The sequence below is a fragment of the Pseudomonas parafulva NBRC 16636 = DSM 17004 genome (assembly GCF_000730645.1).
Taxonomy (GTDB): domain Bacteria; phylum Pseudomonadota; class Gammaproteobacteria; order Pseudomonadales; family Pseudomonadaceae; genus Aquipseudomonas; species Aquipseudomonas parafulva.
Genome location: NZ_BBIU01000005.1, coordinates 141,604 through 167,595 on the forward strand (window position 1 = coordinate 141,604; position 25,992 = coordinate 167,595).

Below are 25,992 nucleotides of genomic sequence, written 5' to 3' on the forward strand. Positions count from 1 at the left end.
AGCTTTCCCGGCTTCTATCAAAGAAGACCGCTGTTAGGTATGGCCCTCGCAGTAGCCGTGATTGGCGCAGTAGGTCTGGAATGCAACCATTACCCCCTTGCCCCAGGCCCGATCATGGCAAACAAGTCCCTGCGCATCCTCATCGCCGACGCCCACCCGTACCAGCGCCTGCAACTGGAACGCTTGCTCAACGGCATGGGCTATTACCGCATTGCCCCGGTCGAGCATTTTGGAGAGTTGCAGCGCCTGGTGCAGTGCGCCTTGCAGCCGTTCCACCTGCTGTTGGGCAACATCGAACTGGCCAGCCACGCCGGTGTGGACCTGGCGCGGTTCTGCCGGGTGAGCACGCAGATCCAGCACGCCTTGCTCTACCACTCCACCCAGATGAAAGTGCCGGCTGTGCCCCAGGCCGAACGCCAGGCCATCAACCTGAGCCTGCCCCAGGTGCCGGACAACGAGGCGCTGTTGTCATTCATGTCGATCATCGACGCGCCCCAGGTGGTGGGCACACTCAGGTTGCCGGGTGGCGTGCCGGCGCCGGTGGGCAGACCGCTGGGCAATTTCGCGCAGACGGTGTTCCATCGCTGAAGCCGGCAAGGGCAGGGCAACGGGGCCGCTATTTGGTATCCTCCAGCCCTTCATCCTGTTGCGAAACCTGCCATGACTGCCCTTTATACCGCTCGCCCACCCCGGTTCACCCGCGGCGACCACCGGACCCTTGGCCTGGCTGCGTTGGGCGGCGCGTTGGAAATCTACGATTTCATCATCTTCGTGTTCTTTGCCCTGACCCTCAGCCAGCTTTTCTTTCCCCCTGAAATGCCCGAGTGGCTGCGCCTGCTGCAAAGCTTCGGCATTTTTGTCACGGGTTACCTGGCGCGGCCGCTGGGCGGCATTCTGATGGCGCATTTTGCTGATCATCTGGGGCGCAAGAAGGTGTTCAGCCTGAGCATCCTGATGATGGCCCTGCCGTGCCTGCTGATCGGCGTGATGCCCACCTATGCCGATATCGGCTATGCGGCGCCATTGCTGCTGCTGGCCCTGCGCATTCTGCAAGGGGCGGCGGTGGGCGGCGAAGTGCCCAGTGCGTGGACGTTCGTTGCCGAACATGCGCCCGCGGGCCGGCGCGGTTATGCCCTGGGCTTCCTGCAGGCGGGGCTGACCTTCGGCTACTTGCTGGGGGCGCTGACGGCGACGCTGCTGGCGCAGGTGTTCACAGCTGAAGAGATTCTTGCTTACGCCTGGCGCTACCCGTTTCTGCTGGGCGGTGTGTTTGGCGTGGTCGGCGTGTGGCTGCGCCGCTGGCTGAGCGAGACACCGGTGTTTCTGGCCCTGCGGGCGCGCCAGGCGCAGCCAGTAAGGTTCCCGCTGCGGCGGGTACTGGGTGAGCACCGGCAGGCGTTGATCCCCGCGGCGTTGCTCACCTGCGTACTGACGTCCGCAGTGGTGGTACTGGTGGTGATTACGCCGACAGTGATGCAGCAGCGGTTCGGCATGACGGCCGGGCACACCTTTGCCCTGAGCAGCGTGGGTATCGTCTTCCTCAATGTGGGGTGCGTGCTGGCCGGCCTGCTGGTCGACCGGGTGGGGGCCTGGCGTGCCTTGATGGTCTACAGCCTGGTGCTGCCTTTGGGCATCGGCGCTTTGTACGCCAGCCTGGTGGGGCAGTGGGGCGTGACCTGGCTGGCCTATGGGCTGGCGGGCCTTGGTTGCGGGGTTGTGGGGGTGGTCCCGTCGGTGATGGTGGGGTTGTTCCCGGCTGAGATACGCGTGTCGGGCATTTCGTTTACCTACAACGTGGCGTATGCGTTGTGGGCCAGTACCACGCCCCTGGCCTTGATCGCGCTGATGCCGTGGAGCCCATGGGTGTGTGTAGGGTTCTGCGCCGTAATGGGGGCGGTGGGGCTGCTGACGGCGTTGTATTTTGGGGCGCGTGAGCCGCTGGCGTTCGCCGCGGAACCCAAGCCCGTCTTGTGTGGCGCTCGATCAGGCAGGCGCTGAACGCTCACCTGTGCACATAAAAAAACCGGCTCCCAAGAGCCGGTTTTTTTCACCCCAAGAACGTTACATGTTCGGGTAGTTGGGGCCGCCTGCACCCTCAGGGGTGACCCAGGTGATGTTCTGGGCCGGGTCCTTGATGTCGCAGGTTTTGCAGTGCACGCAGTTCTGCGCGTTGATCTGGAAGCGCTTGCTGCCGTCTTCCTGGGTGACCACCTCATACACGCCGGCCGGGCAGTAACGCTGGGCAGGTTCATCGTACAACGGCAGGTTGCTGGCGATCGGTACGCTCGGGTCGGTCAGCTTCAGGTGGCAGGGTTGCTCCTCTTCGTGGTTGGTGCTGGAGAGGAACACCGAGCTGAGCTTGTCGAAGCTCAGCTTGCCATCGGGTTTCGGGTACTCGATTTTTTGCGAATCGGCTGCAAGCTTCAGGCAGGCGTAGTCCGGCTTGGTATCACGCAGGGTGAACGGCAGCTTGCCGGCGAACCAGTTCTGGTCGACGTAGTTGAAGGCAGCGCCCAGCAGGGGGCCGAACTTGTGCATGGCAGGGCCGAAGTTGCGGCTGGCGAACAGTTCTTCGTACAGCCAGCTGGCCTTGAAGGCGCTGACGTAGCCATTGAGCTGGTCGCCACCCTCGCTGCCGGCCAGCAAGGCGTCGGCCACCGCTTCGGCGGCAAGCATGCCGGACTTCATCGCGGTGTGGCTGCCCTTGATCTTGGCCACGTTCATGGTGCCCAGGTCGCAGCCGATCAAGGCGCCGCCGTTGAAGACCATTTTCGGCAGCGAGTTTAGGCCACCCTTGGCCAGGGCGCGGGCGCCGTAGCTGATGCGCTTGCCGCCTTCAAGGTACTGGCTGATGACCGGGTGATGCTTGAGGCGCTGGAACTCGTCGAACGGGGACAGGTACGGGTTGGCGTAGGACAGGTCAACGATGAGCCCGACCACCACCTGGTTGTTTTCCAGGTGATAGAGGAACGAGCCACCGGTGTTGTCCTTGGCCATTACATCCAGCGGCCAGCCGGCGGTGTGTACCACCAGGCCCTGCTCATGCTTGGCGGGGTCGATTTCCCACAGCTCTTTCAGGCCGATGCCGTAATGCTGCACGTCCGACGCGTTGTCCAGGTCGAAGCGCTTGATCAGTTGCTTGCCGATATGGCCGCGGCAGCCCTCGGCGAACAGCGTGTACTTGGCGCGCAGTTCCATGCCAGGGGTGTACAGGCCGTCCTTGGGCTGGCCTTCACGGTCAACGCCCAGGTCGCCGGTGACGATGCCACGCACCACGCCGTTTTCGTCGAACAGCGCCTCCTGGGCGGCGAACCCCGGGTAGATCTCCACACCCAGGTTCTCCGCCTGCTGGGCCAGCCAGCGGCACAGGTTGCCCAGGGAGATGATGTAGTTGCCATGGTTGTGCATGGTCTTGGGCACGAACAGGTCTGGCACCTTGGTCGAGCTGCCCGCATCCTTGAGCACATAGATGTCGTCGCGCTTGACTTCGGTATTGAGCGGCGCGCCCATGGCTTTCCAGTCCGGGAAAAGCTCGTTCAGGGCGCGGGGTTCGAACACGGCACCGGAGAGAATATGGGCGCCGACCTCGGAGCCTTTTTCCACCACGCAGACGCTGATTTCGCTACCGGCTTCGGCGGCCTTCTGCTTCAGGCGGCAGGCGGCGGACAGGCCTGCCGGGCCAGCGCCGACGATGACCACGTCGAATTCCATGTATTCGCGTTCCACTGGTTCTCTCCTACTCATCAAGGCGGGTGTGTTGCTTGGTCTTATGGGTGCATAGGGCATTTGCTGTAGTGGTGGCAACCGCGCAGCGGTAGCCGGGCAAATGGCGGACTACACCGTTTTGTCTTGGTCGCGCATTATATCTACACCACTTGGCGGGTCCAATACAAACGTTTGTTTGAATTTGCCGCAGGCCAGTAAAATCACAGGTAAGCGGCTGGAAGGTGACCGGTTTGCCGTATTGACCGGATTAGGTGTTACGGTCAAGATACGAGCGGTTTTACGTTCGCCGTAGGCTTGCAGCCGGGCGCAGGTACACCTCTAAAAACCAGGTGTGGAGCAGGGTTTTCAGACTTTGGCGCGGTTTGTAGTGCAGTTTACACACCACGACAGAAAATGACCCGCGCGTATTTGCCGCAGCGGTCCGCATACGACTGTTTGGTCACGCTGAAGAAGCTGCCCCCAGGTACGTTTTTAGAGGTGCCCTTGTACCCACGCGCATCGCCGGGCTCAGCCCCAGGCGACTATCTATTCACCGGAGAGTAACGAGGAATCCATGAAGGTTCTTGTAGCTGTCAAACGAGTGGTCGACTACAACGTCAAGGTTCGCGTCAAGGCGGACAACTCCGGCGTCGACCTCGCCAACGTCAAGATGTCCATGAACCCCTTCTGCGAAATTGCCGTGGAAGAAGCCGTCCGCCTGAAGGAAAAGGGCGTTGCGACCGAGATCGTCGTCGTCTCCGTCGGCCCGACCACTGCCCAGGAGCAGCTGCGTACTGCCCTGGCACTGGGTGCTGACCGCGCCATCCTGGTGGAAGCTGCTGACGAGCTGAACTCCCTGGCTGTGGCCAAGGCGCTCAAGGCCGTTGTCGACAAGGAGCAGCCACAGTTGGTTATCCTTGGCAAGCAGGCCATCGACAGCGACAACAACCAGACTGGCCAGATGCTGGCGGCGCTCACCGGCTACGCCCAGGGCACCTTCGCTTCCAAAGTGGAAGTGGCGGGCGACAAGCTGAACGTCACCCGTGAAATCGATGGCGGCCTGCAGACCGTATCGCTGAACCTGCCAGCCATTGTCACCACCGACCTGCGCTTGAACGAGCCGCGCTATGCGTCGCTGCCCAACATCATGAAGGCCAAGAAAAAGCCACTGGAAACCGTCACGCCCGACGCCCTGGGCGTTTCCCTCGCCTCCACCAACAAGACCCTGAAGGTTGAAGCCCCGGCTGCCCGCAGCGCCGGCATCAAGGTCAAATCGGTGGCCGAACTGGTCGAGAAGCTGAAGAACGAAGCGAAGGTAATCTAAATGACTATCCTGGTTGTCGCTGAATACGAAAACGGTGCCGTAGCCCCGTCCACCCTGAACACTGTCGCTGCAGCCGCCAAGATTGGTGGTGATGTGCATGTGCTGGTCGCAGGCCAGAACGTCGGCGGCGTTGCCGAGTCCGCTGCCAAGATCGCTGGCGTTGCCAAGGTTCTGGTTGCTGATAACGCAGCCTACGCCCACGTCCTGCCGGAAAACGTCTCGCCGCTGATCGTCGACCTGGCCAAGGGCTACAGCCACGTGCTGGCACCTGCCACCACCAACGGCAAGAACATCCTGCCACGCGTTGCCGCGTTGCTGGACGTCGACCAGATCTCCGAGATCATCTCGGTCGAATCCGCCGACACCTTCAAGCGCCCGATCTACGCCGGCAACGCCATTGCCACCGTGCAGTCGAGTGCCGCAATCAAGGTCATCACCGTACGTACCACCGGCTTTGACGCCGTGGCTGCCGAAGGTGGCTCCGCTGCTGTTGAAGCTGTTGGCGCTGCGCACAACGCTGGTATCTCCACCTTCGTTGGTGAAGAGCTGGCCAAGTCCGACCGCCCTGAGCTGACTGCAGCCAAGATCGTCGTGTCTGGCGGCCGTGGCATGGGCAACGGTGACAACTTCAGCCACCTGTACAGCCTTGCCGACAAGCTGGGCGCTGCCGTGGGTGCCTCGCGCGCCGCGGTCGATGCGGGCTTTGTGCCTAACGATATGCAGGTCGGCCAGACCGGCAAGATCGTCGCGCCGCAGCTGTACATCGCCGTCGGTATTTCGGGTGCCATCCAGCACTTGGCCGGTATGAAGGACTCCAAGGTGATCGTTGCGATCAACAAGGACGAAGAGGCGCCCATCTTCCAGGTGGCCGATTACGGCCTGGTCGCGGACCTGTTCGAAGCCGTGCCGGAGCTGGAAAAGCTGGTCTGATCCGCTGGCTTCACTTATAAAGAACCCGGCCCCGTTGAGGGGCCGGGTTTTTTTATGGGTTGAGGAGTAACGGATGATACGGCGGTGGAAGGGCAGGTGGCTGGCCTGCATGGCGGCACTGATAACGCCGCTGGCCATGGCGGCTGGCAAGTGCGAGCGCCTGGTGGCGACCGGCAGCCCTGATGCGCCGCCTTATTCGTGGCAGGACCCGAAAGACCCCCGGCACCTGATCGGCACCAACGTCGACCTGCTGCGCCAGGTGGCCGGTGAGCTGGGGGTGAAGGTGGAAGTGCTGAGTGCGGGCCGTCGCGATCAGGCCTTGGAAGAGGTGCGCAGCGGGCGCATGGACCTGCTGCTTGACGCGCCCATGCAAGTGGAGCAACTGACGGCGCTGGACTACATTCACCCGCCACTGCAGCTCAACGAATACCTGGTGTGGACGCGCCATGACGCCGAGCTCACCTTCGACGGCCCCGCTGACCTGGCCAAGTATCAGGGCAGTTTGTCGGAGCGGGCCCGCCTCACACCTGCTTTCAGTGCGTTCGCCAAGGCCCAGTTGCGGCTGGTGCCCGCTCAGAACCTTACCCAGGCTTTCCAGAAGCTGGTGCTTGGCCAGGTCGACTATGTGCTGGCCGGTCGTTACTCCGGCATGGCCATGGCCCAGGGGCTGGGCATGAGCAACCACCTGATTGCACGGGGCCTGCCGGTGGACAGGCCTGGCCTGTACCTGGCGCTTTCGCACAATTCTGCCTGCAATGACAGCTGGTTACGTGGGCAATTGGCGAAAAAACTGACAGAATTGCCGATCTCCGGTAAGTCCGACGCTGTGCTGCAGGCCAACCTCGAGCGCTGGAAAGCGCAATTGCAGGTGCCTGCGGACGCCCCCAAACACTAGGAAGATCGCGTGAGAACCCAAGCATTCATCCTCGCCATGGCCGTGTTGGGCCTGGCTGGCTGCGCCAATGATCCGGCCCCTGAAGAACAGATGCGCCTTTCCGAAAAGGCGCTGGAACAGGCCAAGGCCGTGGGCGCTACTGACCAGGTCGAATCCCTGAAGCTGGCTGAAGACAAGCTGGGCCGAGCCCGCACCAACATGCTCACCCAGGACTTCCGTGACGCGCGCATGCGCGCCGAGCAAGCCGAGCTGGATGCCAGGCTGGCCGAAGCACAGGTGCTCAACGTCAAGAGCGATGAACAGCTGCAGTTGTTGCAGACTCGGGTGAAGCGCTTGCGCAAACAGCTGGAGGTGCAGCCATGATCGCTCGCAAGCCATTGGCCACGTTGGCGCTGCTGATGCTGGCGGCAGGGCTTACCGGGTGCGCCAGCCAGCGCAGTGCTTCTGCGCTGGACGAGGCGACCGTGGCATTCCAGCAGGTCAAGGACGATTCCGATGTGCTGCGCAGCGCCCCGCGTGATGTGATCCGTGCGGGTGAGTCGCTGGCCCGCGCCGAGCGCTTGTCCACGTACATCGGCAGTGGCTCGGACGTGCGCCATTACGCCTACCTGAGCCAGCGCTACAGCCAGATCGCCCGCGAGCACACCAAACTGGCGTTGAACCAGGAGCGCCTGGCCAAGCTTGACCTGGAGCGCCAGCGTCTGCAGTTGGCATTGCGCGAGGCCAAGTTGGCCAGTGTGCAGCAGCAGGGCCAATGGGTGGAGTCGCAGATCGCCGCACTGGCCTCGGAGCAGGGTGACCGTGGCTTGGTGTTGACGCTGGGCGATGTGCTGTTCGACACGGGCAGTGCCGACCTGCGCAATTCCGCCAGCCGCACGGTGCTCAAGCTGGTGCAGTTCCTCCAGCTCAACCCGCGCCGCGTCGTGCGCATCGAGGGCTACACCGACAGCACGGGTACGCCCGAAGAAAACCTCAAACTTTCCCGCGACCGCGCCCAGGCCGTGGCAGATATGCTTGCCGACCTTGGTATTGATGAAAAGCGCCTGCTGGTGGAAGGCTACGGTGACCAGTACCCCGTTGAGGTGAACGCGTCGGAGCGGGGCAGGGCGCAGAACCGCCGTGTGGAGATCGTGTTTTCTGACGACAAGGGCAAGCTGGCGCCGGCGCGCTAATTGAGCTTGTAAAGGGTTGCAGAGCAGCCCTCCCGGTCATGACGAGCAGCTGGCAGCGCTCATCCGATCTCAGCTTGGGCTCACTCGCCCCAACAAGCTGTATTGTCGATTAAGTTGCATTCTGTCCCCGTACACTTTGCAACTGTTACGGTATCCTCTACCGTCAGTCGTACAAGAACAATGAGCGTGTTGCCATGACCAACCTGCTGCTGTACCAGCGTATCGCCCAGCAACTGGCCGAAGACATCCGCCGTGGTGTGTACCAGCCGGGCGAGCGTGTGCCTTCGGTGCGCAAGATGAGCGCCCAGTTGAATGTCAGCCATGCCACGGTGCTGCAGGCCTACGCCAACCTCGAAGACCAGGGCTTGATCCGTGCGCGGCCGCAGTCTGGCTACTATGTGCACCAGACCCCGGCCCTGACTGCGCAGACCCCGGACATTGCCCGGGTGGAGCGCCCAGGGTTGGTCACCCGCGCCAGTATCATCCAGCAGGTGCTGGCCGAGGCGCGTCGTGATGGCGTGTTTCCGTTCGGTGCTGCCGTACCCCATGTCGATTATTTGCCGGTGCGGGCATTGCACCAGCAGATTGCCAAGGTCACCCGCTTCCACAGCCCGCGTGCGTTCAGCTACATGTTCAGCCCAGGTTTCGAGCCGTTGCGCCGGCAAATTGCCATTCGCATGCGCGATGCGGGTGTGCTGGTCGACCCGCGTGAGGTCATCGTCACGCACGGTTGCGTAGACGCCCTGCAAATGTCCCTGCGTGTGCTGACACGGCCAGGTGACCTGATTGCCGCCGAATCGCCCACGTACTACGGTTTGCTGCAGTTGGCTGACCTGCTGGGCCTGAAAGTGATCGAAATACCCAGTGATCCGTCCACCGGCATCAGCCTGGAGGCCTTGCAACTGGCCGCCAACCAGTGGTCGATCAAGGCGCTGGTGCTCACTGCGCGGCTGAGTAACCCACTGGGTGGCACCGTGCCGGAAGAGCGACAAAAGCAGTTGCTGCGCCTGGCGTCGGATTTCGATATCCAGATCATCGAAGACGATATCTATGGCGAGCTGATGTTCGATCAGGGCAAGGCCAAGGCGCTCAAAGCCTATGATCGGCTTGACCGGGTGATCTACTGCTCAAGCTTCTCCAAGACCTTGTCCCCCGGCGTGCGCGTTGGCTGGATGATTGCCGGGCGTTACCAGGACGAAATCCAGCGGCTGCAGACCTTTACCACGCACTCGGCCTGCAGCGTCACGCAGATGGCTGTGGCCGCCTACCTGGAGAACGGTGGCTATGACCGGCACCTGCGGTTCATTCGTCAGGAGTACCGCAAGAACCTCAGTGCCTATCAGCTGGCGGTGCAGCAGCATTTCCCCGAAGGCACCCAGATGACGCGGCCCACCGGTGGCTTCATTTTGTGGGTAAGCCTGCCTGGGCGGGTAAACACCCAAGACCTGCACGTACGTGCGCTGGAGCAGGGGATCAGCATTGCACCGGGGCTCATCTTCAGTAATACCGAGCAGTTCAACCACTGCATTCGGCTAAACTGCGGCATCCCATGGAACAAGGAAGCCGAGCGAGCAGTCATCACACTGGGCCTGCTGGCACAACAATTGTGCAGGGAGCCGGCAACCACACTTTTGTAAGGCTTGTCAGGCGGCTGCGGAACAGGGAGCATACGCATTTACCATGTCGGTCTGTCCATTTGCCATGATTGCATTGCGCCGTTTTTTCCTGGTTTTCTGCCTTGCACCGTTGTGCTGGCCTGCTGGTGTGGTGCTGGCTGCCCAGCCGGCTGCCCAGGCGCAGGCTGGCAAGGCCCAGGCGCCGTCCAAGGCGGTGAAAAAACAGGCTGTGCGCAAGCCCGCCAGTAAGAAGGCCAGGCAGGCCAAAACCGTGGCCAAGCCGCTGCCCAAGGCCAACCTCGACCTGAGCCTGCCTGCCGAGATGGTGGAGAACCTGACGCCCAACGTGGGCACCAACCCCTCGCCGATCAAGAAGCGCAAGCCTTTGCTACCGCCCATGTTCGCTGAAAAGCCCGAAGCCGACAGCCCGTTCCAGCTCAATGGCCGCTTGATCAGCAACGAGATGCAGTTGCAGCTGCGCAACGACAGCCGTCGGGATGTGGAAGGTGCGGCCATCGACTTCCAGTACCGCCAGTAAGCTCTGCTGACTGCCCGGTCACTGCAGATTTCATCAAGCCAGCAATTTCAAACGTGCGTTTGAGCCGCTAGTATCCAGGGGTGATCGCCCCGTTGTGTGCCATGGAGTTCTGATTGTGTTGCAAGCCATGACCTGTCGTGAGGGCTGCGGTGCCTGCTGCATCGCGCCCTCCATCACCTCCGCCATGCCGCGCATGCCTGACGGCAAGCCCGCTGGCCAGCGTTGCCTGCACCTGACGGCTGCAAACCTCTGCGACTTGTTCGGCAAGCCCGAGCGGCCAGCGGTGTGCGGCGGTTTCAAGGCTGACCCTGAGGTGTGTGGCCGGGACAGTGAAGAGGCCATCAGAATTCTCGGCTGGTGGGAGCGCATGACGGCGGCGTGACAGGCTGGATCCTCGACAACAAGGATAAACATGATGAGATCGTTGAAGCGTATTGCATTGCTGTGTGGTGTCAGTGCCCTGCTGTCGCCTGTTGCCTGGGCCGAGAATTGGCAGGTGGCCAAGGATGAGGACGGGATCAAGGTGTCCCTGAGTGAAGTGCCTGGCTCCAAGTACAAGGCCTACCGGGGTGTCACCGTCATCAAGGCGCCCCTGGCCAAGGTGCAGGCGCTGCAGGAAGACGTGGCGGGGGCTTGCGCATGGATTCATGAATGCAAGGCGCAAAAGGTGCTCAAGCACGAGGGTGACAAGACCTGGACCTACACCCAGTTCAATACGCCCTGGCCGGTGACGCCGCGGGACTCGGTGCTGCAGGTGACCACGGTCAAGCAGGCCGATGGCAGCCTGTTGCGCAACCTCAAGGAGGAGCCGACCTATGTGCCCGAAGAAAAAGGCTTCGTGCGGGTGGCCCAGGTCGAGGGCTTCTGGAAGCTGGTGCCTCAGGGCAACAGTACCGAGGTGACGTACCAGGTGCACACCGAGCCAGGGGGCAGCGTGCCGTCATGGTTGGCCAACAAGTTCGTGGTGGATGCGCCGTTTAATACCCTGAAGGCGTTGCGCGAACGCGCCGAGAAAAACTGACTGCCAAATCCGGCCGGGTGCGATGTGTTTCGGGCATCAGGTTGGGGCGGTGTAATAAAAAGGGCTGCCCATGGGCAGCCCTTTTGGTTTCAGCCCGTAGGGCTTACTTGCGGTCCTGCAGTGCAACGATGTCGCGTTTCGGTTCGCCGGTGTACAGCTGGCGTGGGCGGCCGATCTTGTACGGGCTGGAGAGCATCTCTTTCCAGTGCGAGATCCAGCCTACGGTGCGCGCCAGGGCGAAGATCACGGTGAACATGCTGGTCGGAATGCCGATCGCCTTCAGGATGATGCCCGAATAGAAGTCGACGTTCGGGTACAGCGAGCGCTCGATGAAGTATGGATCGGTGAGTGCGATCTCTTCCAGGCGCATGGCCAGTTCCAGCTGCGGGTCATTCTTGATGCCCAGCTCGCGCAGCACTTCGTCGCAGGTCTGCTTCATCACGGTGGCGCGCGGGTCGCGGTTCTTGTAAACGCGGTGACCGAAGCCCATCAGCTTGAACGGGTCGTTCTTGTCCTTGGCCTTGGCAATGAAAGTGTCGATGTTCGAGACATCGCCAATTTCATCGAGCATGGTCAGTACGGCTTCGTTGGCGCCGCCGTGGGCAGGGCCCCACAGCGCGGCGATGCCGGCCGCGATACAGGCGAACGGGTTGGCACCCGAAGAGCCCGCCAGGCGCACGGTGGAGGTGGAGGCGTTCTGTTCGTGGTCGGCGTGGAGGATGAAGATCCGGTCCATCGCTTTGGCCAGCACCGGGCTGATCGGTTTGATCTCGCACGGGGTGTTGAACATCATGTGCAGGAAGTTTTCCGCGTACGACAGGTCGTTGCGCGGGTACATCATCGGCTGGCCCATGGAGTACTTGTAAACCATCGCGGCCAGGGTCGGCATCTTGGCGACCAGGCGCACCGCAGAGATTTCGCGGTGTTGCGGGTTATTGATGTCCAGGGAGTCGTGGTAGAAGGCCGACAGGGCACCGACCACGCCGCACATCACCGCCATCGGGTGAGCGTCGCGGCGGAAGCCGTTGAAGAAGGTTTTCAGCTGTTCGTGAACCATGGTGTGGTTCTTGACGTTGCTGACGAACTTGGCCTTCTGCTCGGCGTTTGGCAGTTCGCCATTGAGCAGCAGGTAGCAGGTTTCGAGGTAGTCGGACTGTTCGGCGAGTTGCTCGATGGGGTAGCCGCGGTGCAGCAGTACGCCCTTGTCGCCATCAATGTAGGTGATCTTCGACTCGCACGATGCGGTCGCCATGAAACCAGGGTCGAAGGTGAAGTGACCTGTGGCCCCCAACCCGCGGACGTCGATTACATCAGGACCAACGGTGCCGGTTAAAATGGGCAGCTCGACGGGGGCTGCGCCCTCGATGACCAACTGCGCTTTTTTGTCAGCCATGTGGCCTCCTATTAATGCTTGAAATCATCAGACAGACCCCCCACGCAGGGCCCGCACCACTATAGAGGGATAAATTCAGATGTCAATTTGCCTAAAGGCTTGTTGAATCAAGGGCTGGAGCCTGATTTTTCGGGAATTTTCGGCCCATTTACGCCTTTTGCGCGGCAAAGGCAATGCGCTATTCGGGCTACCCCGTCACGTTGTCATGAGCAGCCTAACTGTCTATACTCGGCACCCGACCGCCAGGGGCTTGCAAGCCCGAACTGCTGGGGGTCGCCGTTCCCTGGGTGGTGGGTACCTGACCAGTACACTTACCAACAACTTTGCCCTGATTCGCTAGGGGCTCTTCAGTGTGAAAAAAGCCGTGAAAAGCCAACGACCTGTAAACCTAGACCTAAGGACCATCAAGCTCCCCGTCACTGCGTACACGTCCATTCTGCACCGTATCTCCGGCGTCATCCTGTTCCTCGGCCTTGCCATCATGCTGTATGCACTGGGCAAGTCGCTGGGTTCCGAGGAAGGCTTCGGCGAGGTGAAGGCGTGTCTGACCAGCCCGCTGGCCAAGTTCGTGACCTGGGCCCTGTTGTCCGCCCTGCTGTATCACCTGGTGGCCGGTGTGCGCCACCTGATCATGGACATGGGCATCGGTGAGACGCTGGAAGGCGGCAAACTGGGCTCGAAAATCGTGATTGTCATCTCCGTGGTGGTGATCGTACTGGTGGGAGTTTGGGTATGGTAACCAACGTCACGAACCTGTCGCGTTCGGGCCTCTACGACTGGATGGCGCAGCGCGTTTCTGCGGTCGTTCTCGCGGCTTACTTCATCTTCCTGATCGGCTACGTGGTCGCTCACCCCGGTATCGACTACGCCCAGTGGCATGGTCTGTTCTCCAACAACGCGATGCGGATCTTCAGCCTGCTGGCCCTCGTTGCCCTCGGCGCTCACGCCTGGGTCGGCATGTGGACCATTGCCACCGACTACCTGACGCCTATGTCGTTCGGCAAGTCGGCAACTGCGATTCGTTTCCTGTTCCAGGCGGTATGCGGCGTTGCGATGTTCGCTTACTTCGTCTGGGGTGTGCAGATTCTCTGGGGTATCTGATCCATGGCTAGCATTCCAACCATTTCCTTCGACGCCATCATCATCGGTGGCGGCGGCGCCGGCATGCGCGCAGCGCTTCAGCTGGCACAAGGCGGTCACAAGACTGCCGTGGTCACCAAGGTGTTCCCGACCCGTTCGCACACCGTATCCGCCCAGGGCGGCATCACCTGCGCCATCGCTTCGGCCGACCCGAACGACGACTGGCGCTGGCACATGTACGATACCGTCAAGGGTTCCGACTACATCGGTGACCAGGACGCTATCGAATACATGTGTCAGGAAGGCCCGGCTGCGGTCTTCGAGCTGGACCACATGGGCCTGCCGTTCTCGCGCACCGAAACCGGCCGTATCTACCAGCGTCCGTTCGGTGGCCAGTCCAAGGACTTCGGTAAAGGTGGCCAGGCGGCCCGTACCTGCGCCGCTTCCGACCGTACCGGTCACGCGCTGCTGCACACCCTGTACCAGGGCAACCTGAAAGCCGGCACCACCTTCCTCAACGAGTACTACGCCGTTGACCTGGTAAAAAACCAGGAAGGCGCCTTCGTTGGTGTGATCGCGATCTGCATCGAAACCGGCGAAACCCTGTACATCAAGTCCAAGGCCACCGTACTGGCCACGGGCGGTGCAGGCCGTATCTACGCCTCCACCACCAACGCCCTGATCAATACCGGCGACGGTATCGGCATGGCCCTGCGTGCCGGTGTACCGGTGCAGGACATCGAGATGTGGCAGTTCCACCCAACCGGCATCGCCGGCGCCGGTGTACTGGTCACCGAGGGTTGCCGCGGTGAAGGTGGCTACCTGATCAACGCCCACGGCGAACGCTTCATGGAGCGTTACGCGCCGAACGCCAAAGACCTGGCCGGCCGTGACGTGGTTGCCCGTTCCATGGTCAAAGAGATCATCGCCGGCAACGGCGTGGGCCCGAACAAGGACCACGTGCTGCTGAAGCTGGACCACCTGGGCGAGGAAGTGTTGCACAGCCGCCTGCCAGGCATCTGCGAGCTGTCCAAGACCTTCGCCCACGTCGACCCTGTGGTCGCGCCGGTTCCGGTCGTTCCAACCTGCCACTACATGATGGGCGGCGTTGCCACCAACATTCATGGCCAGGCCATCACCATGGACGACGAAGGCAAGGATCACATCATTCCTGGCCTGTTCGCCGTAGGTGAAGTGGCGTGCGTATCGGTTCACGGTGCCAACCGCCTGGGCGGCAACTCGCTGCTCGACCTGGTGGTGTTCGGCCGTGCGGCCGGCCTGCACCTGGAGAAGGCGCTGAGCGACGGTATCGAGCACCTAGACGCCAGCGACACCGACATCGATGTTGCCCTGAGCCGCCTGAACAAGCTCAACGAGCGCTCCACTGGCGAAGACGTTGCCAGCCTCAAGCGCGAGCTGCAGAGCTGCATGCAGAACTACTTCGGTGTGTTCCGTACTGGCGAATACATGCTCAAGGGTATCGAGCAGCTGGCCGGCCTGCGCGAGCGGATCGCCAACGTCAAGATCAACGACAAGTCCCAGGCCTTCAACACCGCGCGTATCGAAGCGCTGGAGCTGCAGAACCTGCTGGAAGTTGCCGAAGCTACCGCCATCGCGGCCGAAGCCCGTAAAGAGTCCCGCGGCGCTCACGCCCGTGAAGACTTCGAAGACCGTGACGACGAAAACTGGCTGTGCCACACCCTGTACTACCCGGGTGTGAAGCGCGTTGCCAAGCGTGGCGTCAACTTTGCGCCGAAGACCGTACCGGCCTTCGAACCAAAAATCCGGACTTACTAAGGGTGGCTGCTATGTTGAAAGTCGAAGTTTATCGTTACAACCCCGACACCGACACGGCCCCCAAGATGGAGTCGTTCGACGTCGACACCGGCGGCAAGGACCTCATGGTTCTGGACGTGCTGGCGCTGATCAAGGAAAAGGACGAGGGCTTCTCGTACCGTCGCTCCTGCCGTGAAGGCGTGTGCGGTTCCGACGGCATGAACATGAACGGCAAAAACGGCCTGGCCTGCATCACCCCGCTGTCGGGCGTGGTCAAGGGCAACAAGCTGGTGCTGCGCCCGCTGCCGGGCCTGCCGGTCATTCGTGACCTGGTCGTCGACATGAGCATCTTCTACAAGCAGTACGAGAAGGTGAAGCCGTTCCTGCAGAACGACACGCCGGCCCCGGCCATCGAGCGCCTGCAGTCGCCAGAACAGCGCGAGAAGCTCGACGGCCTGTACGAGTGCATCCTGTGCGCCTGCTGCTCCACGTCCTGCCCGTCGTTCTGGTGGAACCCGGACAAGTTCCTGGGCCCAGCTGCGCTGTTGCAGGCTTACCGCTTCCTGGCCGACAGCCGTGATACCAAGACCCAGGAGCGCCTGGCGTCCCTGGATGACCCGTTCAGCGTATTCCGCTGCCGCGGGATCATGAACTGCGTAAACGTTTGCCCGAAGGGTCTGAACCCTACCAAGGCAATCGGTCACGTACGTAACATGCTGCTGCAAAGCGGCACCTGATATACCCGTTGTACCTGCAGTATGCCGAGGTGCGGGCGCTGAGCCCGCACTGAGGTAAAACCCGAACCGGGGCTCACAAAGCCCTTGTTCATTACCTATGAAGATGAGACCAGCAGGGGCTTTCCGGGCTGGTACCCGGAAAATCAGCAGGATCCAGGTGGCGTGGTTCAGTCGCTGTTTTCGGACTTTTCCAGGTTTGCTGTGGCTCTCGCCGATCAGTCCCCTAACCGAGGGTGACCAAGCATGCAAGAAAGCGTGATGCAGCGCATGTGGGAAAGCGCCCACCTTTCAGGTGGTAACGCTGCATATGTGGAAGAGCTCTACGAACTCTACCTGCACGACCCTAACGCTGTGCCAGAAGAGTGGCGCACCTACTTCCAGAAGTTGCCCGCCGACGGCAGCACCGCTACCGATGTCTCGCACTCGACGATTCGCGACCATTTCGTATTGCTGGCGAAGAACCAGCGCCGCGCCCAGCCGGTGTCTGCCGGGAGCGTGAGCAGTGAACACGAGAAGAAGCAGGTTGAAGTGCTGCGACTGATCCAGGCCTATCGGATGCGCGGCCATCAGGCTGCCAAGCTTGACCCCTTGGGGTTGTGGCAGCGTCCAGTGCCTGTAGACCTGTCGATCAATCACTACGGCTTGACCAATGCCGATCTTGATACGACCTTCCGTGCCGGCGACCTGTTCATCGGCAAAGAGGAGGCGAGCCTACGCGACATCCTCGACGCGCTCCAGAAGACATATTGTCGCACCATTGGCGCCGAGTTCACCCACATCGTCGATTCCGAGCAGCGCAGCTGGTTCCAGCAGCGTCTGGAAAGCGTGCGTGGCCGGCCCGAGTTTTCCGCTGATATCCAGTCCCACCTGCTCGAGCGTGTGACCGCTGGCGAGGGCCTGGAAAAATACCTGGGCACCAAGTACCCAGGCACCAAGCGTTTCGGCCTGGAAGGCGGCGAAAGCCTGATCCCGATGCTGGACGAGATGATCCAGCGCTCCGGTTCCTACGGCACCAAGGAAGTGGTCATCGGCATGGCCCACCGTGGCCGCCTGAACGTGCTGGTCAACACCTTCGGCAAGAACCCGCGCGAGCTGTTCGACGAGTTCGAAGGCAAGAAGATGAACGAGCTGGGCTCCGGTGACGTGAAGTATCACCAGGGCTTCTCCTCGAACGTGATGACCCCGGGTGGCGAAGTGCACCTGGCCATGGCGTTCAACCCGTCCCACCTGGAAATCGTCTCGCCGGTTGTCGAAGGTTCGGTGCGTGCCCGTCAGGACCGTCGCAACGACAGCGTGGGTGACAAGGTGCTGCCCATCTCCATCCACGGCGACGCTGCATTTGCAGGCCAGGGCGTGGTGATGGAAACCTTCCAGATGTCGCAGACCCGCGGTTTCAAGACCGGCGGCACCGTGCACATCGTGATCAACAACCAGGTGGGTTTCACCATCAGCAACCCGCTGGATGCGCGCTCCACCGAGTACGCCACCGACGTGGCCAAGATGATTCAGGCGCCAATCCTGCACGTCAACGGCGACGACCCGGAAGCGGTACTGTTCGTGACCCAGCTGGCGGTCGACTACCGCATGCAGTTCAAGCGCGACGTGGTCATCGACCTGGTCTGCTACCGTCGCCGCGGCCACAACGAGGCTGACGAGCCGAACGGCACCCAGCCGCTGATGTACCAGCAGATCAGCAAGCAGCGCACCACCCGTGAGCTGTATGCCGAAGCGCTGATCCAGGCCGGCCGTATCGATGCCGATCGCGCCCAGGCCAAGATCGACGACTACCGCAGTGCGCTGGACAACGGCCTGCACGTGGTCAAGAGCCTGGTCAAGGAGCCGAACCGCGAGCTGTTCGTCGACTGGCGCCCTTATCTGGGCCATGCCTGGACCGCACGCCACGACACCCGCTTCGACCTCAAGACCCTGCAGGAGCTGTCGGCCAAGTTGCTGGAGCTGCCTGAAGGCTTCGTGGTGCAGCGCCAGGTCGCCAAGATCTACGAAGACCGCCAGAAGATGCAGGCCGGTGGCTTGCCGATCAACTGGGGTTATGCAGAGACCATGGCCTACGCCACCCTGCAGTTCGAGGGCCACCCCATCCGCATGACCGGCCAGGACATCGGCCGCGGCACCTTCTCGCACCGTCATGCGGTGCTGCACAACCAGAAGGATGCGGGCACCTACATCCCGCTGATGAACCTGTACCCGGGCCAGCCACGTTTCGAACTGTACGATTCGTTCCTGTCCGAGGAAGCAGTACTGGCGTTCGAATACGGCTACTCCACCACCACGCCGAACGCGCTGGTGATCTGGGAAGCCCAGTTCGGCGACTTCGCCAACGGTGCGCAAGTGGTGATCGACCAGTTCATCACCAGTGGCGAGCACAAGTGGGGCCGCCTGTGCGGTCTGACCATGCTGCTGCCGCATGGCTACGAAGGGCAGGGGCCTGAGCACTCCTCGGCGCGCCTGGAGCGTTACCTGCAACTGTGCGCCGAGCAGAACATCCAGGTCTGCGTACCGACCACGCCGGCCCAGATCTACCACCTGCTGCGTCGTCAGGTCATCCGTCCGCTGCGCAAGCCGCTGATCGTGCTGACGCCCAAGTCGTTGCTGCGCCACAAACTCGCCGTCTCGACCCTCGAAGACCTGGCCGACGGTTCGTTCCAGACCGTCATCCCGGAAATCGACACCCTCGAGCCTGCCAAGGTGGAGCGCCTGGTGCTGTGCAGCGGCAAGGTCTATTACGACCTGCTGGAAAAACGCCGCGCCGAAGGCCGCGAAGACATCGCGATCGTGCGCATCGAGCAGCTGTATCCGTTCCCTGAAGACGACCTGGTCGAGATCCTGGCGCCTTACACCAACCTCAAGCATGCGGTGTGGTGCCAGGAAGAACCGATGAACCAGGGCGCCTGGTACAGCAGCCAGCACCATATGCGTCGCATCCTCGGTCGCCATAACAAGGCACTGGCCCTGGAGTACGCGGGTCGCGATGCCTCTGCCGCACCTGCCTGTGGTTACGCTTCGAAGCACGCCGAACAGCAGGAGAAACTGCTGCAAGACGCCTTCACTGTTTAACGCCTTCGCGCACTTGAAACCGAATTTAAGGAAACACTGATAATGGCTATCGAGATCAAAGCCCCAACCTTCCCGGAATCGGTTGCCGACGGCACCGTTGCCACTTGGCACAAGCAGCCGGGCGAGGCCGTCAAGCGTGACGAACTGATCGTCGACATCGAGACCGACAAGGTCGTGCTCGAAGTGCTGGCCACCGCCGACGGCGTGCTGGGTGCCATCGTCAAGGGCGAGGGCGATACCGTTCTGTCCGACGAAGTGCTGGGTTCGATCGTTGAAGGCGGCGCCGCTGCCGCAGCGCCTGCTGCTGCCCCGGCCGCCGCCGCACCGGCCGCCGTTGCTGCCGATGCCGGTGAGGACGACCCGGTTGCTGCCCCGGCTGCGCGCAAGCTGGCCGAAGAAAACGGCATCGACCTGGCCACTGTGGCCGGTACCGGCAAAGGCGGCCGCGTGACCAAGGAAGACGTCGTTGCTGCCGTCGCCAACAAGAAGTCTGCGCCGGCCGCAGCCCCGGCTGCCAAGCCTGCTGCCGCCCCGGCACCGGTGGTGACCGCTGCTGGCGACCGCACCGAGAAGCGCGTGCCGATGACCCGCCTGCGCGCCAAGATTGCCGAGCGTCTGGTCGAAGCCCAGTCCAACATGGCGATGCTGACCACCTTCAACGAAGTCGACATGACCGAAGTCATGGCCCTGCGTTCGAAGTACAAGGACCTGTTCGAGAAGACCCACAACGGCGTGCGCCTGGGCTTCATGTCGTTCTTCGTCAAGGCGGCCACCGAAGCGCTGAAACGCTTCCCGGCCGTGAACGCCTCGATCGACGGCAACGATATCGTCTACCACGGTTACGCCGACGTCGGTGTGGCGGTTTCCAGCGACCGTGGCCTGGTAGTTCCGGTACTGCGCAACGCCGAGTCGATGAGCCTGGCAGAGATTGAAAACGGCATCGCCACCTTCGGCAAGAAGGCCCGTGACGGCAAGCTGTCCATCGAAGAGATGACCGGCGGCACCTTCACCATCACCAACGGTGGTACCTTCGGCTCGATGATGTCGACCCCGATCGTCAACCCGCCGCAGGCTGCGATCCTGGGCATGCACAACATCATCCAGCGCCCGATGGCCGTCAATGGCCAAGTGGTGATCCGCCCGATGATGTACCTGGCGCTGTCCTACGACCACCGCCTGATCGATGGCAAGGAAGCCGTAACCTTCCTGGTGACCATCAAGAACCTGCTGGAAGATCCGTCCCGCCTGCTGCTGGACATCTAATCGCGCAGCTGTAAGCTGCAAGCGGCAAGCTTCAAGTCGAAGCCTGCCTGTCTTGCGGCTTGCAGCGTGCCGCTTGAAGCTAACAAGGAATCTTTTATGACCCAGAAATTCGACGTGGTAGTGATTGGTGCAGGTCCTGGCGGCTACGTGGCTGCGATCAAGGCCGCCCAGCTTGGTCTGAAGACTGCCTGTATCGAGAAGTACACCGATGCCGAGGGCAAGCTGGCCCTGGGCGGCACCTGCCTGAACGTAGGGTGCATTCCTTCCAAGGCGCTGCTGGACAGCTCCTGGAAATACAAGGAAGCCAAAGAGAGCTTCAACGTACACGGTATCTCAACTGGTGAAGTGAAGATGGACGTGGCTGCGATGGTTGGCCGCAAGGCTGGCATCGTGAAGAACCTGACCGGTGGCGTCGCCACCCTGTTCAAGGCCAACGGCGTCACCTCCATCCAGGGCCACGGCAAGCTGCTGGCTGGCAAAAAGGTCGAAGTGACCAAGGCCGACGGCACCACTGAAATCGTCGAAGCCGATAACGTGATCCTGGCCTCCGGTTCTCGCCCGATCGACATTCCGCCAGCCCCGGTTGACCAGAACGTCATCGTCGACTCCACCGGCGCCTTGGAATTCCAGGCCGTACCGAAGCGCCTGGGCGTTATCGGTGCCGGTGTGATCGGCCTGGAGCTGGGTTCGGTATGGGCCCGCCTGGGTGCTGAAGTCACCGTGCTGGAAGCCCTGGACACCTTCCTGATGGCTGCCGACACGGCGGTGTCCAAGGAAGCCCAGAAGACCCTGACCAAGCAAGGCCTGGACATCAAGCTGGGTGCCCGCGTTACCGGTTCCAAGGTGAACGGCGACGAAGTCGAGGTGACCTACACCAACGCCGAAGGCGAGCAGAAGATCACCTTCGACAAGCTGATCGTTGCGGTCGGCCGTCGCCCGGTGACCACCGACCTGCTGGCCTCCGACAGCGGCGTGAACATCGATGAGCGTGGCTACATCTATGTCGACGACTACTGCGCCACCAGCGTACCGGGCGTCTACGCCATCGGCGACGTGGTACGTGGCCTGATGCTGGCGCACAAGGCTTCGGAAGAAGGCATCATGGTGGTTGAGCGCATCAAGGGCCACAAAGCCCAGATGAACTACGACCTGATCCCTTCGGTGATCTACACCCACCCGGAAATCGCCTGGGTCGGCAAGACCGAGCAGGCCTTGAAGGCCGAAGGCGTTGAGGTTAACGTGGGCACCTTCCCGTTCGCGGCCAGCGGCCGTGCGATGGCTGCCAACGACACCGGTGGTTTCGTCAAGGTCATCGCCGATGCCAAGACCGACCGCGTACTGGGTGTTCACGTGATTGGCCCGTCGGCTGCCGAACTGGTGCAGCAGGGCGCTATCGCAATGGAATTCGGCACCAGTGCCGAGGACCTGGGCATGATGGTCTTCAGCCATCCGACCCTGTCCGAAGCGCTGCATGAAGCAGCGCTGGCCGTGAATGGCGGTGCCATTCACGTAGCCAACCGTAAGAAGCGTTAAATCATAAGAAACCACGGCGGGCTGCCCGTCGTGAGTCTTGCGTGCATGACTCACCGCGGAAAGTCCGCCGGACCGGATCACATGGGATAACCCGGGGTCAACGGTCACAGGTGGTGCGGCGCCAGTGATGGCGCAGCGCCGAAGCGCAGTACCTAACGAAGACGGTAAAAAGCATGAATCTTCACGAGTATCAGGGTAAGCAGCTGTTCGCTGAGTACGGCCTGCCAGTTTCCAAGGGTTTCGCAGTCGACACCCCTGAAGCAGCGGCAGAAGCCTGCGACAAGATCGGCGGGAACGAGTGGGTTGTAAAAGCCCAGGTTCACGCGGGTGGTCGCGGCAAGGCGGGCGGCGTCAAGCTGGTTCGCAGCAAAGAAGACGCCAAGGCGTTCGCTGCACAGTGGTTGGGCAAGAATCTGGTTACCTACCAGACCGATGCCAACGGTCAACCCGTCTCCAAGATTCTGGTCGAATCCTGCACTGACATCGCCAAAGAGCTGTACCTGGGCGCTGTAGTCGATCGCTCGAGCCGCCGTATCGTGTTCATGGCCTCCACCGAAGGTGGCGTGGACATCGAGAAAGTCGCCCACGACACGCCTGAGAAGATTCTCAAGGCCACCATCGATCCGCTGGTCGGCGCGCAGCCGTTCCAGGGCCGTGAGCTGGCGTTCCAGCTGGGCCTGGAAGGCAAGCAAGTTCAACAGTTCGCCAAGATCTTCGTAGGCCTGGCCAAGCTGTTCAAGGACCATGACCTGGCCCTGCTGGAAGTGAACCCGCTGGTGATCAAGGCCGACGGCGACCTGCACTGCCTCGATGCCAAGATCAACATCGACGCCAACGCCATGTACCGTCAGCCGAAGCTGAAGACCTTCCACGACCCGTCCCAGGACGACGCCCGTGAAGCCCACGCTGCCAAGTTCGAACTGAACTACGTTGCCCTCGAAGGCAACATCGGCTGCATGGTCAACGGTGCTGGCCTGGCCATGGGTACCATGGACATCGTCAACCTGCACGGCGGCAAGCCAGCCAACTTCCTCGACGTAGGCGGTGGTGCTACCAAAGAGCGCGTTACCGAAGCGTTCAAGATCATTCTGTCCGACAGCAATGTCGCGGCCGTTCTGGTCAACATCTTCGGCGGCATCGTTCGCTGCGACATGATTGCCGAAGGCATCATCGGTGCAGTGAAGGAAGTCGGCGTCAAGGTTCCGGTCGTGGTTCGCCTTGAAGGCAACAACGCCGAACTGGGCGCTAAAGTATTGGCAGAAAGCGGTTTGAACATCATTGCTGCAACCAGCCTGACCGACGCTGCTCAACAAGTTGTCAAAGCTGCGGAGGGCAAGTAATGAGCGTCCTGATCAATAAAGACACCAAAGTCATCTGCCAGGGCTTCACCGGCTCGCAGGGTACTTTCCACTCCGAACAAGCCATTGCCTACGGCACCAAGATGGTCGGCGGCGTTACCCCGGGCAAGGGTGGCACCACCCACCTGGGCCTGCCGGTGTTCAACACCGTGAAGGAAGCCGTGGAAGCGACCGGCGCTGACGCTTCGGTCATCTACGTGCCAGCACCGTTCTGCAAGGACTCGATCCTGGAAGCAGCCTTCGGTGGCATCAAGCTGATCGTTTGCATCACCGAGGGCATTCCTACCCTCGACATGCTCGATGCCAAGGTCAAGTGCGACGAGCTGGGCGTGACCCTGATCGGCCCTAACTGCCCAGGTGTCATCACCCCGGGCGAGTGCAAGATCGGCATCATGCCAGGCCACATCCACCTGCCAGGCAAGGTCGGTATCGTTTCGCGTTCCGGCACCCTGACGTATGAAGCGGTCAAGCAGACCACCGACGCCGGCTTCGGCCAGTCGACCTGCGTGGGTATCGGTGGCGACCCGATCCCGGGCTCCAACTTCATCGACATCCTGAAGCTGTTCCAGGAAGACCCGAAGACCGAAGCGATCGTCATGATCGGCGAGATCGGCGGTTCGGCTGAAGAAGAAGCTGCGGCCTACATCAAGGCCAATGTCACCAAGCCTGTCGTTTCCTACATCGCTGGCGTGACTGCGCCGGCTGGCAAGCGCATGGGCCACGCTGGCGCCATCATTTCTGGCGGCAAGGGTACTGCGGACGAGAAATTCGCAGCCCTGCAGGACGCAGGCGTGAAAACCGTGCGTTCCCTGGCTGACATCGGCAAGGCCCTGGCCGAGCTGACTGGCTGGGAAGCCAAGAAGTAATACTGCAACACCCCCCACGCGCACAGAGGCCACCTTCGGGTGGCCTCTGTCGTTTTGGGGGCGGGCCTTATCACTGCCAGGCCAGCACACGCCTCCCAATCGTCCCCATAGGAATTACCTTACAGACGAATATTTCAATCTGAGGATAATTCCTCCTGTCCCCGGACGCACAGACGACAAACACGTACGCACATCGGACAAGCAGCACTGTTCCAGTGCGTTTGCGCGGCAAAACGGTTAATCTACGCGCCTATTCTGTGCCCGTCCCCAAAAGGGAACGACACGCTTAACGGGTCTGGCCTATCACGCCGGGCAGCATTTTCCTCACCCATTGGAAAGTCCCCTCTCGAACCCCGATTCCAGCAGTGTGGTACTACCTTAAATGAAAGTTCTCAAAGGCCAGGATATCCTGGCGCTTGGCTTTATGACGTTTGCGCTATTCGTAGGCGCCGGCAACATCATCTTCCCGCCTATCGTCGGCCTGCAATCGGGCCCGCACGTCTGGATGGCCGCCTTGGGCTTCCTGGTGACGGCGGTGGGCCTGCCGGTCATCACCGTGGTCGCGCTGGCCAAGGTCGGCGGCGGTATGGATGCCCTGAGCAGCCCGATCGGCAAGTTCTTCGGCGGCCTGCTGGCCGCTGTTTGCTACCTGTCGGTCGGCCCGTTGTTCGCCACGCCGCGTACCGCGACCGTGTCGTTCGAAGTGGGCGTTGCGCCGTTGACCGGTGAAAGCCCGCTGGCCCTGTTCATCTACAGCCTGGTGTATTTCGCCGTGGTACTGGCCGTGTCCATGTACCCGGGCAAGCTGCTTGATACCGTGGGGCGTTTCCTTGCGCCACTGAAGATCATTGCCCTGGCCGTACTGGGCATCGCCGCGTTCGCGCTGCCAGCCGGTACCATCGGTGAAGCGCAGCCGGCCTACGCCGCCGCCGCGTTCTCCAAGGGGTTCTCTGATGGTTACCTGACCATGGATACCCTGGGTGCTCTGGTGTTCGGCATCGTCATCGTCAACGCCATCCGCTCACGCGGCGTCGAGTCGCCGAAGCTGATCACCCGCTACGCCATCATCGCCGGCCTGATTGCCGGTGTCGGCCTGGCCCTGGTGTACATCAGCCTGTTCCGCCTGGGCGCCGGCAGCCATGAAATTGCCGCGGGCGCCAGCAACGGTGCGGCGGTACTGCATGCCTACGTACAGCACACCTTCGGCTCGCTGGGCAGCGGCTTCCTTGCCGTGCTGATCGCCCTGGCGTGCCTGGTGACAGCCGTCGGCCTGACGTGCGCGTGTGCCGAATACTTCAGCCAGATGCTGCCGTTGTCGTACCGTGCGCTGGTGGTGATTCTGGCTGGTTTCTCGCTGCTGGTGTCGAACCTGGGGCTGACCAAGCTGATCATGTTCTCCATCCCCGTGCTCACGGCCATCTACCCGCCGTGCATCGTGGTGGTGGGCTTGAGCTTCGTGAAGGACCTGTGGAACTCGCCGACGCGTATCCTGGCGCCGGTAATGCTGGTATCGCTGCTGTTCGGTATGGTCGATGCCATCAAGGGCAGCAGCGCGGCCCATGTGTTGCCCGACTTCATGGCCAACCTGCCACTCAGCGATCAAGGCCTTGCCTGGCTGGTACCTTCGGTCGTCACCCTGGTGGGGGCCGTGGTGTGCGACCGCATGCTGGGCAAGCCTCGCGAGGCCCTGGCGTGATGTGTTGAAGCCCG

General features: G+C 61.7%; 23 protein-coding genes. 21 read left to right on the forward strand and 2 right to left on the reverse strand.

Translation table 11 applies throughout. The features are described 5' to 3' along the window. Positions 1 to 114: 114 nt before the first annotated feature. Entirely contained in the window at positions 115 to 588 is a 474-nt protein-coding gene (locus PPA02S_RS03560) for a hypothetical protein (protein ID WP_028632207.1), read from the forward strand. A 72-nt stretch (positions 589 to 660) separates the two neighbouring features. Next, a complete protein-coding gene (locus PPA02S_RS03565) occupies positions 661 to 1,998 on the forward strand; it encodes an MFS transporter (protein ID WP_028632208.1) in 1,338 nt (445 codons plus the stop codon). 63 nt (positions 1,999 to 2,061) lie between these two features. On the opposite strand, the gene PPA02S_RS03570 is transcribed toward PPA02S_RS03565, so the two are convergent. Next, positions 2,062 to 3,726, reverse strand: coding sequence for an electron transfer flavoprotein-ubiquinone oxidoreductase (locus PPA02S_RS03570; protein ID WP_028632209.1), 1,665 nt, complete (start codon positions 3,724 to 3,726; stop codon positions 2,062 to 2,064). Positions 3,727 to 4,279: 553 nt separating this feature from the next. On the opposite strand from PPA02S_RS03570, the gene PPA02S_RS03575 reads away from it, so the two are divergent. The 9 genes from PPA02S_RS03575 to PPA02S_RS03615 all read left to right on the forward strand — a co-directional run bounded on the left by PPA02S_RS03575 (position 4,280) and on the right by PPA02S_RS03615 (position 11,201). Further along, positions 4,280 to 5,029 (forward strand): electron transfer flavoprotein subunit beta/FixA family protein, encoded by a 750-nt coding sequence (locus PPA02S_RS03575; RefSeq protein ID WP_016498683.1) that lies wholly within the window; start codon positions 4,280 to 4,282, stop codon positions 5,027 to 5,029. Beyond that, a complete protein-coding gene (locus PPA02S_RS03580; RefSeq protein WP_028632210.1) occupies positions 5,030 to 5,959 on the forward strand; it encodes an electron transfer flavoprotein subunit alpha/FixB family protein in 930 nt (309 codons plus the stop codon). It abuts the gene before it with no gap. A gap of 73 nt (positions 5,960 to 6,032) precedes the next feature. Beyond that, positions 6,033 to 6,854: a substrate-binding periplasmic protein gene (locus PPA02S_RS03585; protein ID WP_028632211.1), complete on the forward strand. Its 822-nt coding sequence runs from the start codon at positions 6,033 to 6,035 to the stop codon at positions 6,852 to 6,854. 9 nt (positions 6,855 to 6,863) lie between these two features. Further along, positions 6,864 to 7,217 carry a DUF4398 domain-containing protein gene (locus PPA02S_RS03590; protein WP_028632212.1) on the forward strand — a complete coding sequence of 118 codons (354 nt, stop codon included), beginning with the start codon at positions 6,864 to 6,866 and terminating at the stop codon, positions 7,215 to 7,217. Next, entirely contained in the window at positions 7,214 to 8,026 is an 813-nt protein-coding gene (locus tag PPA02S_RS03595; protein ID WP_028632213.1) for an OmpA family protein, read from the forward strand. Before PPA02S_RS03590 ends, PPA02S_RS03595 begins: the two co-directional genes overlap by 4 nt. 194 nt (positions 8,027 to 8,220) lie before the next feature. Continuing rightward, complete coding sequence (locus tag PPA02S_RS03600) at positions 8,221 to 9,663, forward strand: aminotransferase-like domain-containing protein (protein WP_028632214.1); 1,443 nt, start codon at positions 8,221 to 8,223, stop codon at positions 9,661 to 9,663. A gap of 64 nt (positions 9,664 to 9,727) precedes the next feature. Further along, entirely contained in the window at positions 9,728 to 10,180 is a 453-nt protein-coding gene (locus PPA02S_RS03605; protein WP_028632215.1) for a hypothetical protein, read from the forward strand. A gap of 127 nt (positions 10,181 to 10,307) precedes the next feature. Continuing rightward, complete coding sequence (locus PPA02S_RS03610; RefSeq protein ID WP_028632216.1) at positions 10,308 to 10,562, forward strand: YkgJ family cysteine cluster protein; 255 nt, start codon at positions 10,308 to 10,310, stop codon at positions 10,560 to 10,562. Between the two features lie 33 nt (positions 10,563 to 10,595). Then, positions 10,596 to 11,201: an START domain-containing protein gene (locus PPA02S_RS03615; protein WP_028632217.1), complete on the forward strand. Its 606-nt coding sequence runs from the start codon at positions 10,596 to 10,598 to the stop codon at positions 11,199 to 11,201. 103 nt (positions 11,202 to 11,304) lie between these two features. On the opposite strand, the gene gltA is transcribed toward PPA02S_RS03615, so the two are convergent. Further along, positions 11,305 to 12,594, reverse strand: coding sequence for a citrate synthase (gene gltA, locus PPA02S_RS03620; protein ID WP_028632218.1), 1,290 nt, complete (start codon positions 12,592 to 12,594; stop codon positions 11,305 to 11,307). Between the two features lie 352 nt (positions 12,595 to 12,946). Here gltA and sdhC point away from each other — a divergent pair, with 352 nt between their 5' ends. The 10 genes from sdhC (at position 12,947) to brnQ (ending at position 25,978) form a co-directional block, all read left to right on the forward strand. Continuing rightward, positions 12,947 to 13,333, forward strand: a complete 387-nt coding sequence (gene sdhC, locus PPA02S_RS03625) for a succinate dehydrogenase, cytochrome b556 subunit (protein ID WP_174435875.1) — start codon at positions 12,947 to 12,949, stop codon at positions 13,331 to 13,333. Next, on the forward strand, positions 13,327 to 13,695 hold the full coding sequence (sdhD, locus tag PPA02S_RS03630) for a succinate dehydrogenase, hydrophobic membrane anchor protein (RefSeq protein WP_028632220.1): 369 nt from the start codon (positions 13,327 to 13,329) through the stop codon (positions 13,693 to 13,695). The genes sdhC and sdhD overlap by 7 nt, the downstream gene beginning before the upstream one ends. Before the next feature lie 3 nt (positions 13,696 to 13,698). After that, positions 13,699 to 15,471, forward strand: coding sequence for a succinate dehydrogenase flavoprotein subunit (gene sdhA / locus PPA02S_RS03635; RefSeq protein ID WP_028632221.1), 1,773 nt, complete (start codon positions 13,699 to 13,701; stop codon positions 15,469 to 15,471). Between the two features lie 11 nt (positions 15,472 to 15,482). Then, a complete protein-coding gene (locus PPA02S_RS03640) occupies positions 15,483 to 16,187 on the forward strand; it encodes a succinate dehydrogenase iron-sulfur subunit (RefSeq protein WP_028632222.1) in 705 nt (234 codons plus the stop codon). A gap of 243 nt (positions 16,188 to 16,430) precedes the next feature. Then, the gene (locus PPA02S_RS03645; protein WP_028632223.1) at positions 16,431 to 19,262 is read left to right on the forward strand and encodes a 2-oxoglutarate dehydrogenase E1 component; all 2,832 of its coding nucleotides are present in this window, start codon (positions 16,431 to 16,433) and stop codon (positions 19,260 to 19,262) included. Between the two features lie 42 nt (positions 19,263 to 19,304). Then, positions 19,305 to 20,525, forward strand: a complete 1,221-nt coding sequence (odhB, locus tag PPA02S_RS03650; protein ID WP_028632224.1) for a 2-oxoglutarate dehydrogenase complex dihydrolipoyllysine-residue succinyltransferase — start codon at positions 19,305 to 19,307, stop codon at positions 20,523 to 20,525. Between the two features lie 96 nt (positions 20,526 to 20,621). Continuing rightward, on the forward strand, positions 20,622 to 22,058 hold the full coding sequence (lpdA, locus tag PPA02S_RS03655) for a dihydrolipoyl dehydrogenase (protein WP_028632225.1): 1,437 nt from the start codon (positions 20,622 to 20,624) through the stop codon (positions 22,056 to 22,058). Positions 22,059 to 22,231: 173 nt separating this feature from the next. Next, a complete protein-coding gene (sucC, locus tag PPA02S_RS03660; protein WP_028632226.1) occupies positions 22,232 to 23,398 on the forward strand; it encodes an ADP-forming succinate--CoA ligase subunit beta in 1,167 nt (388 codons plus the stop codon). Further along, on the forward strand, positions 23,398 to 24,282 hold the full coding sequence (gene sucD, locus PPA02S_RS03665; protein WP_016393102.1) for a succinate--CoA ligase subunit alpha: 885 nt from the start codon (positions 23,398 to 23,400) through the stop codon (positions 24,280 to 24,282). Before sucC ends, sucD begins: the two co-directional genes overlap by 1 nt. A gap of 382 nt (positions 24,283 to 24,664) precedes the next feature. Continuing rightward, positions 24,665 to 25,978 (forward strand): branched-chain amino acid transport system II carrier protein, encoded by a 1,314-nt coding sequence (gene brnQ / locus PPA02S_RS03670; protein ID WP_028632227.1) that lies wholly within the window; start codon positions 24,665 to 24,667, stop codon positions 25,976 to 25,978. The last annotated feature ends 14 nt before the right edge of the window (positions 25,979 to 25,992 follow it).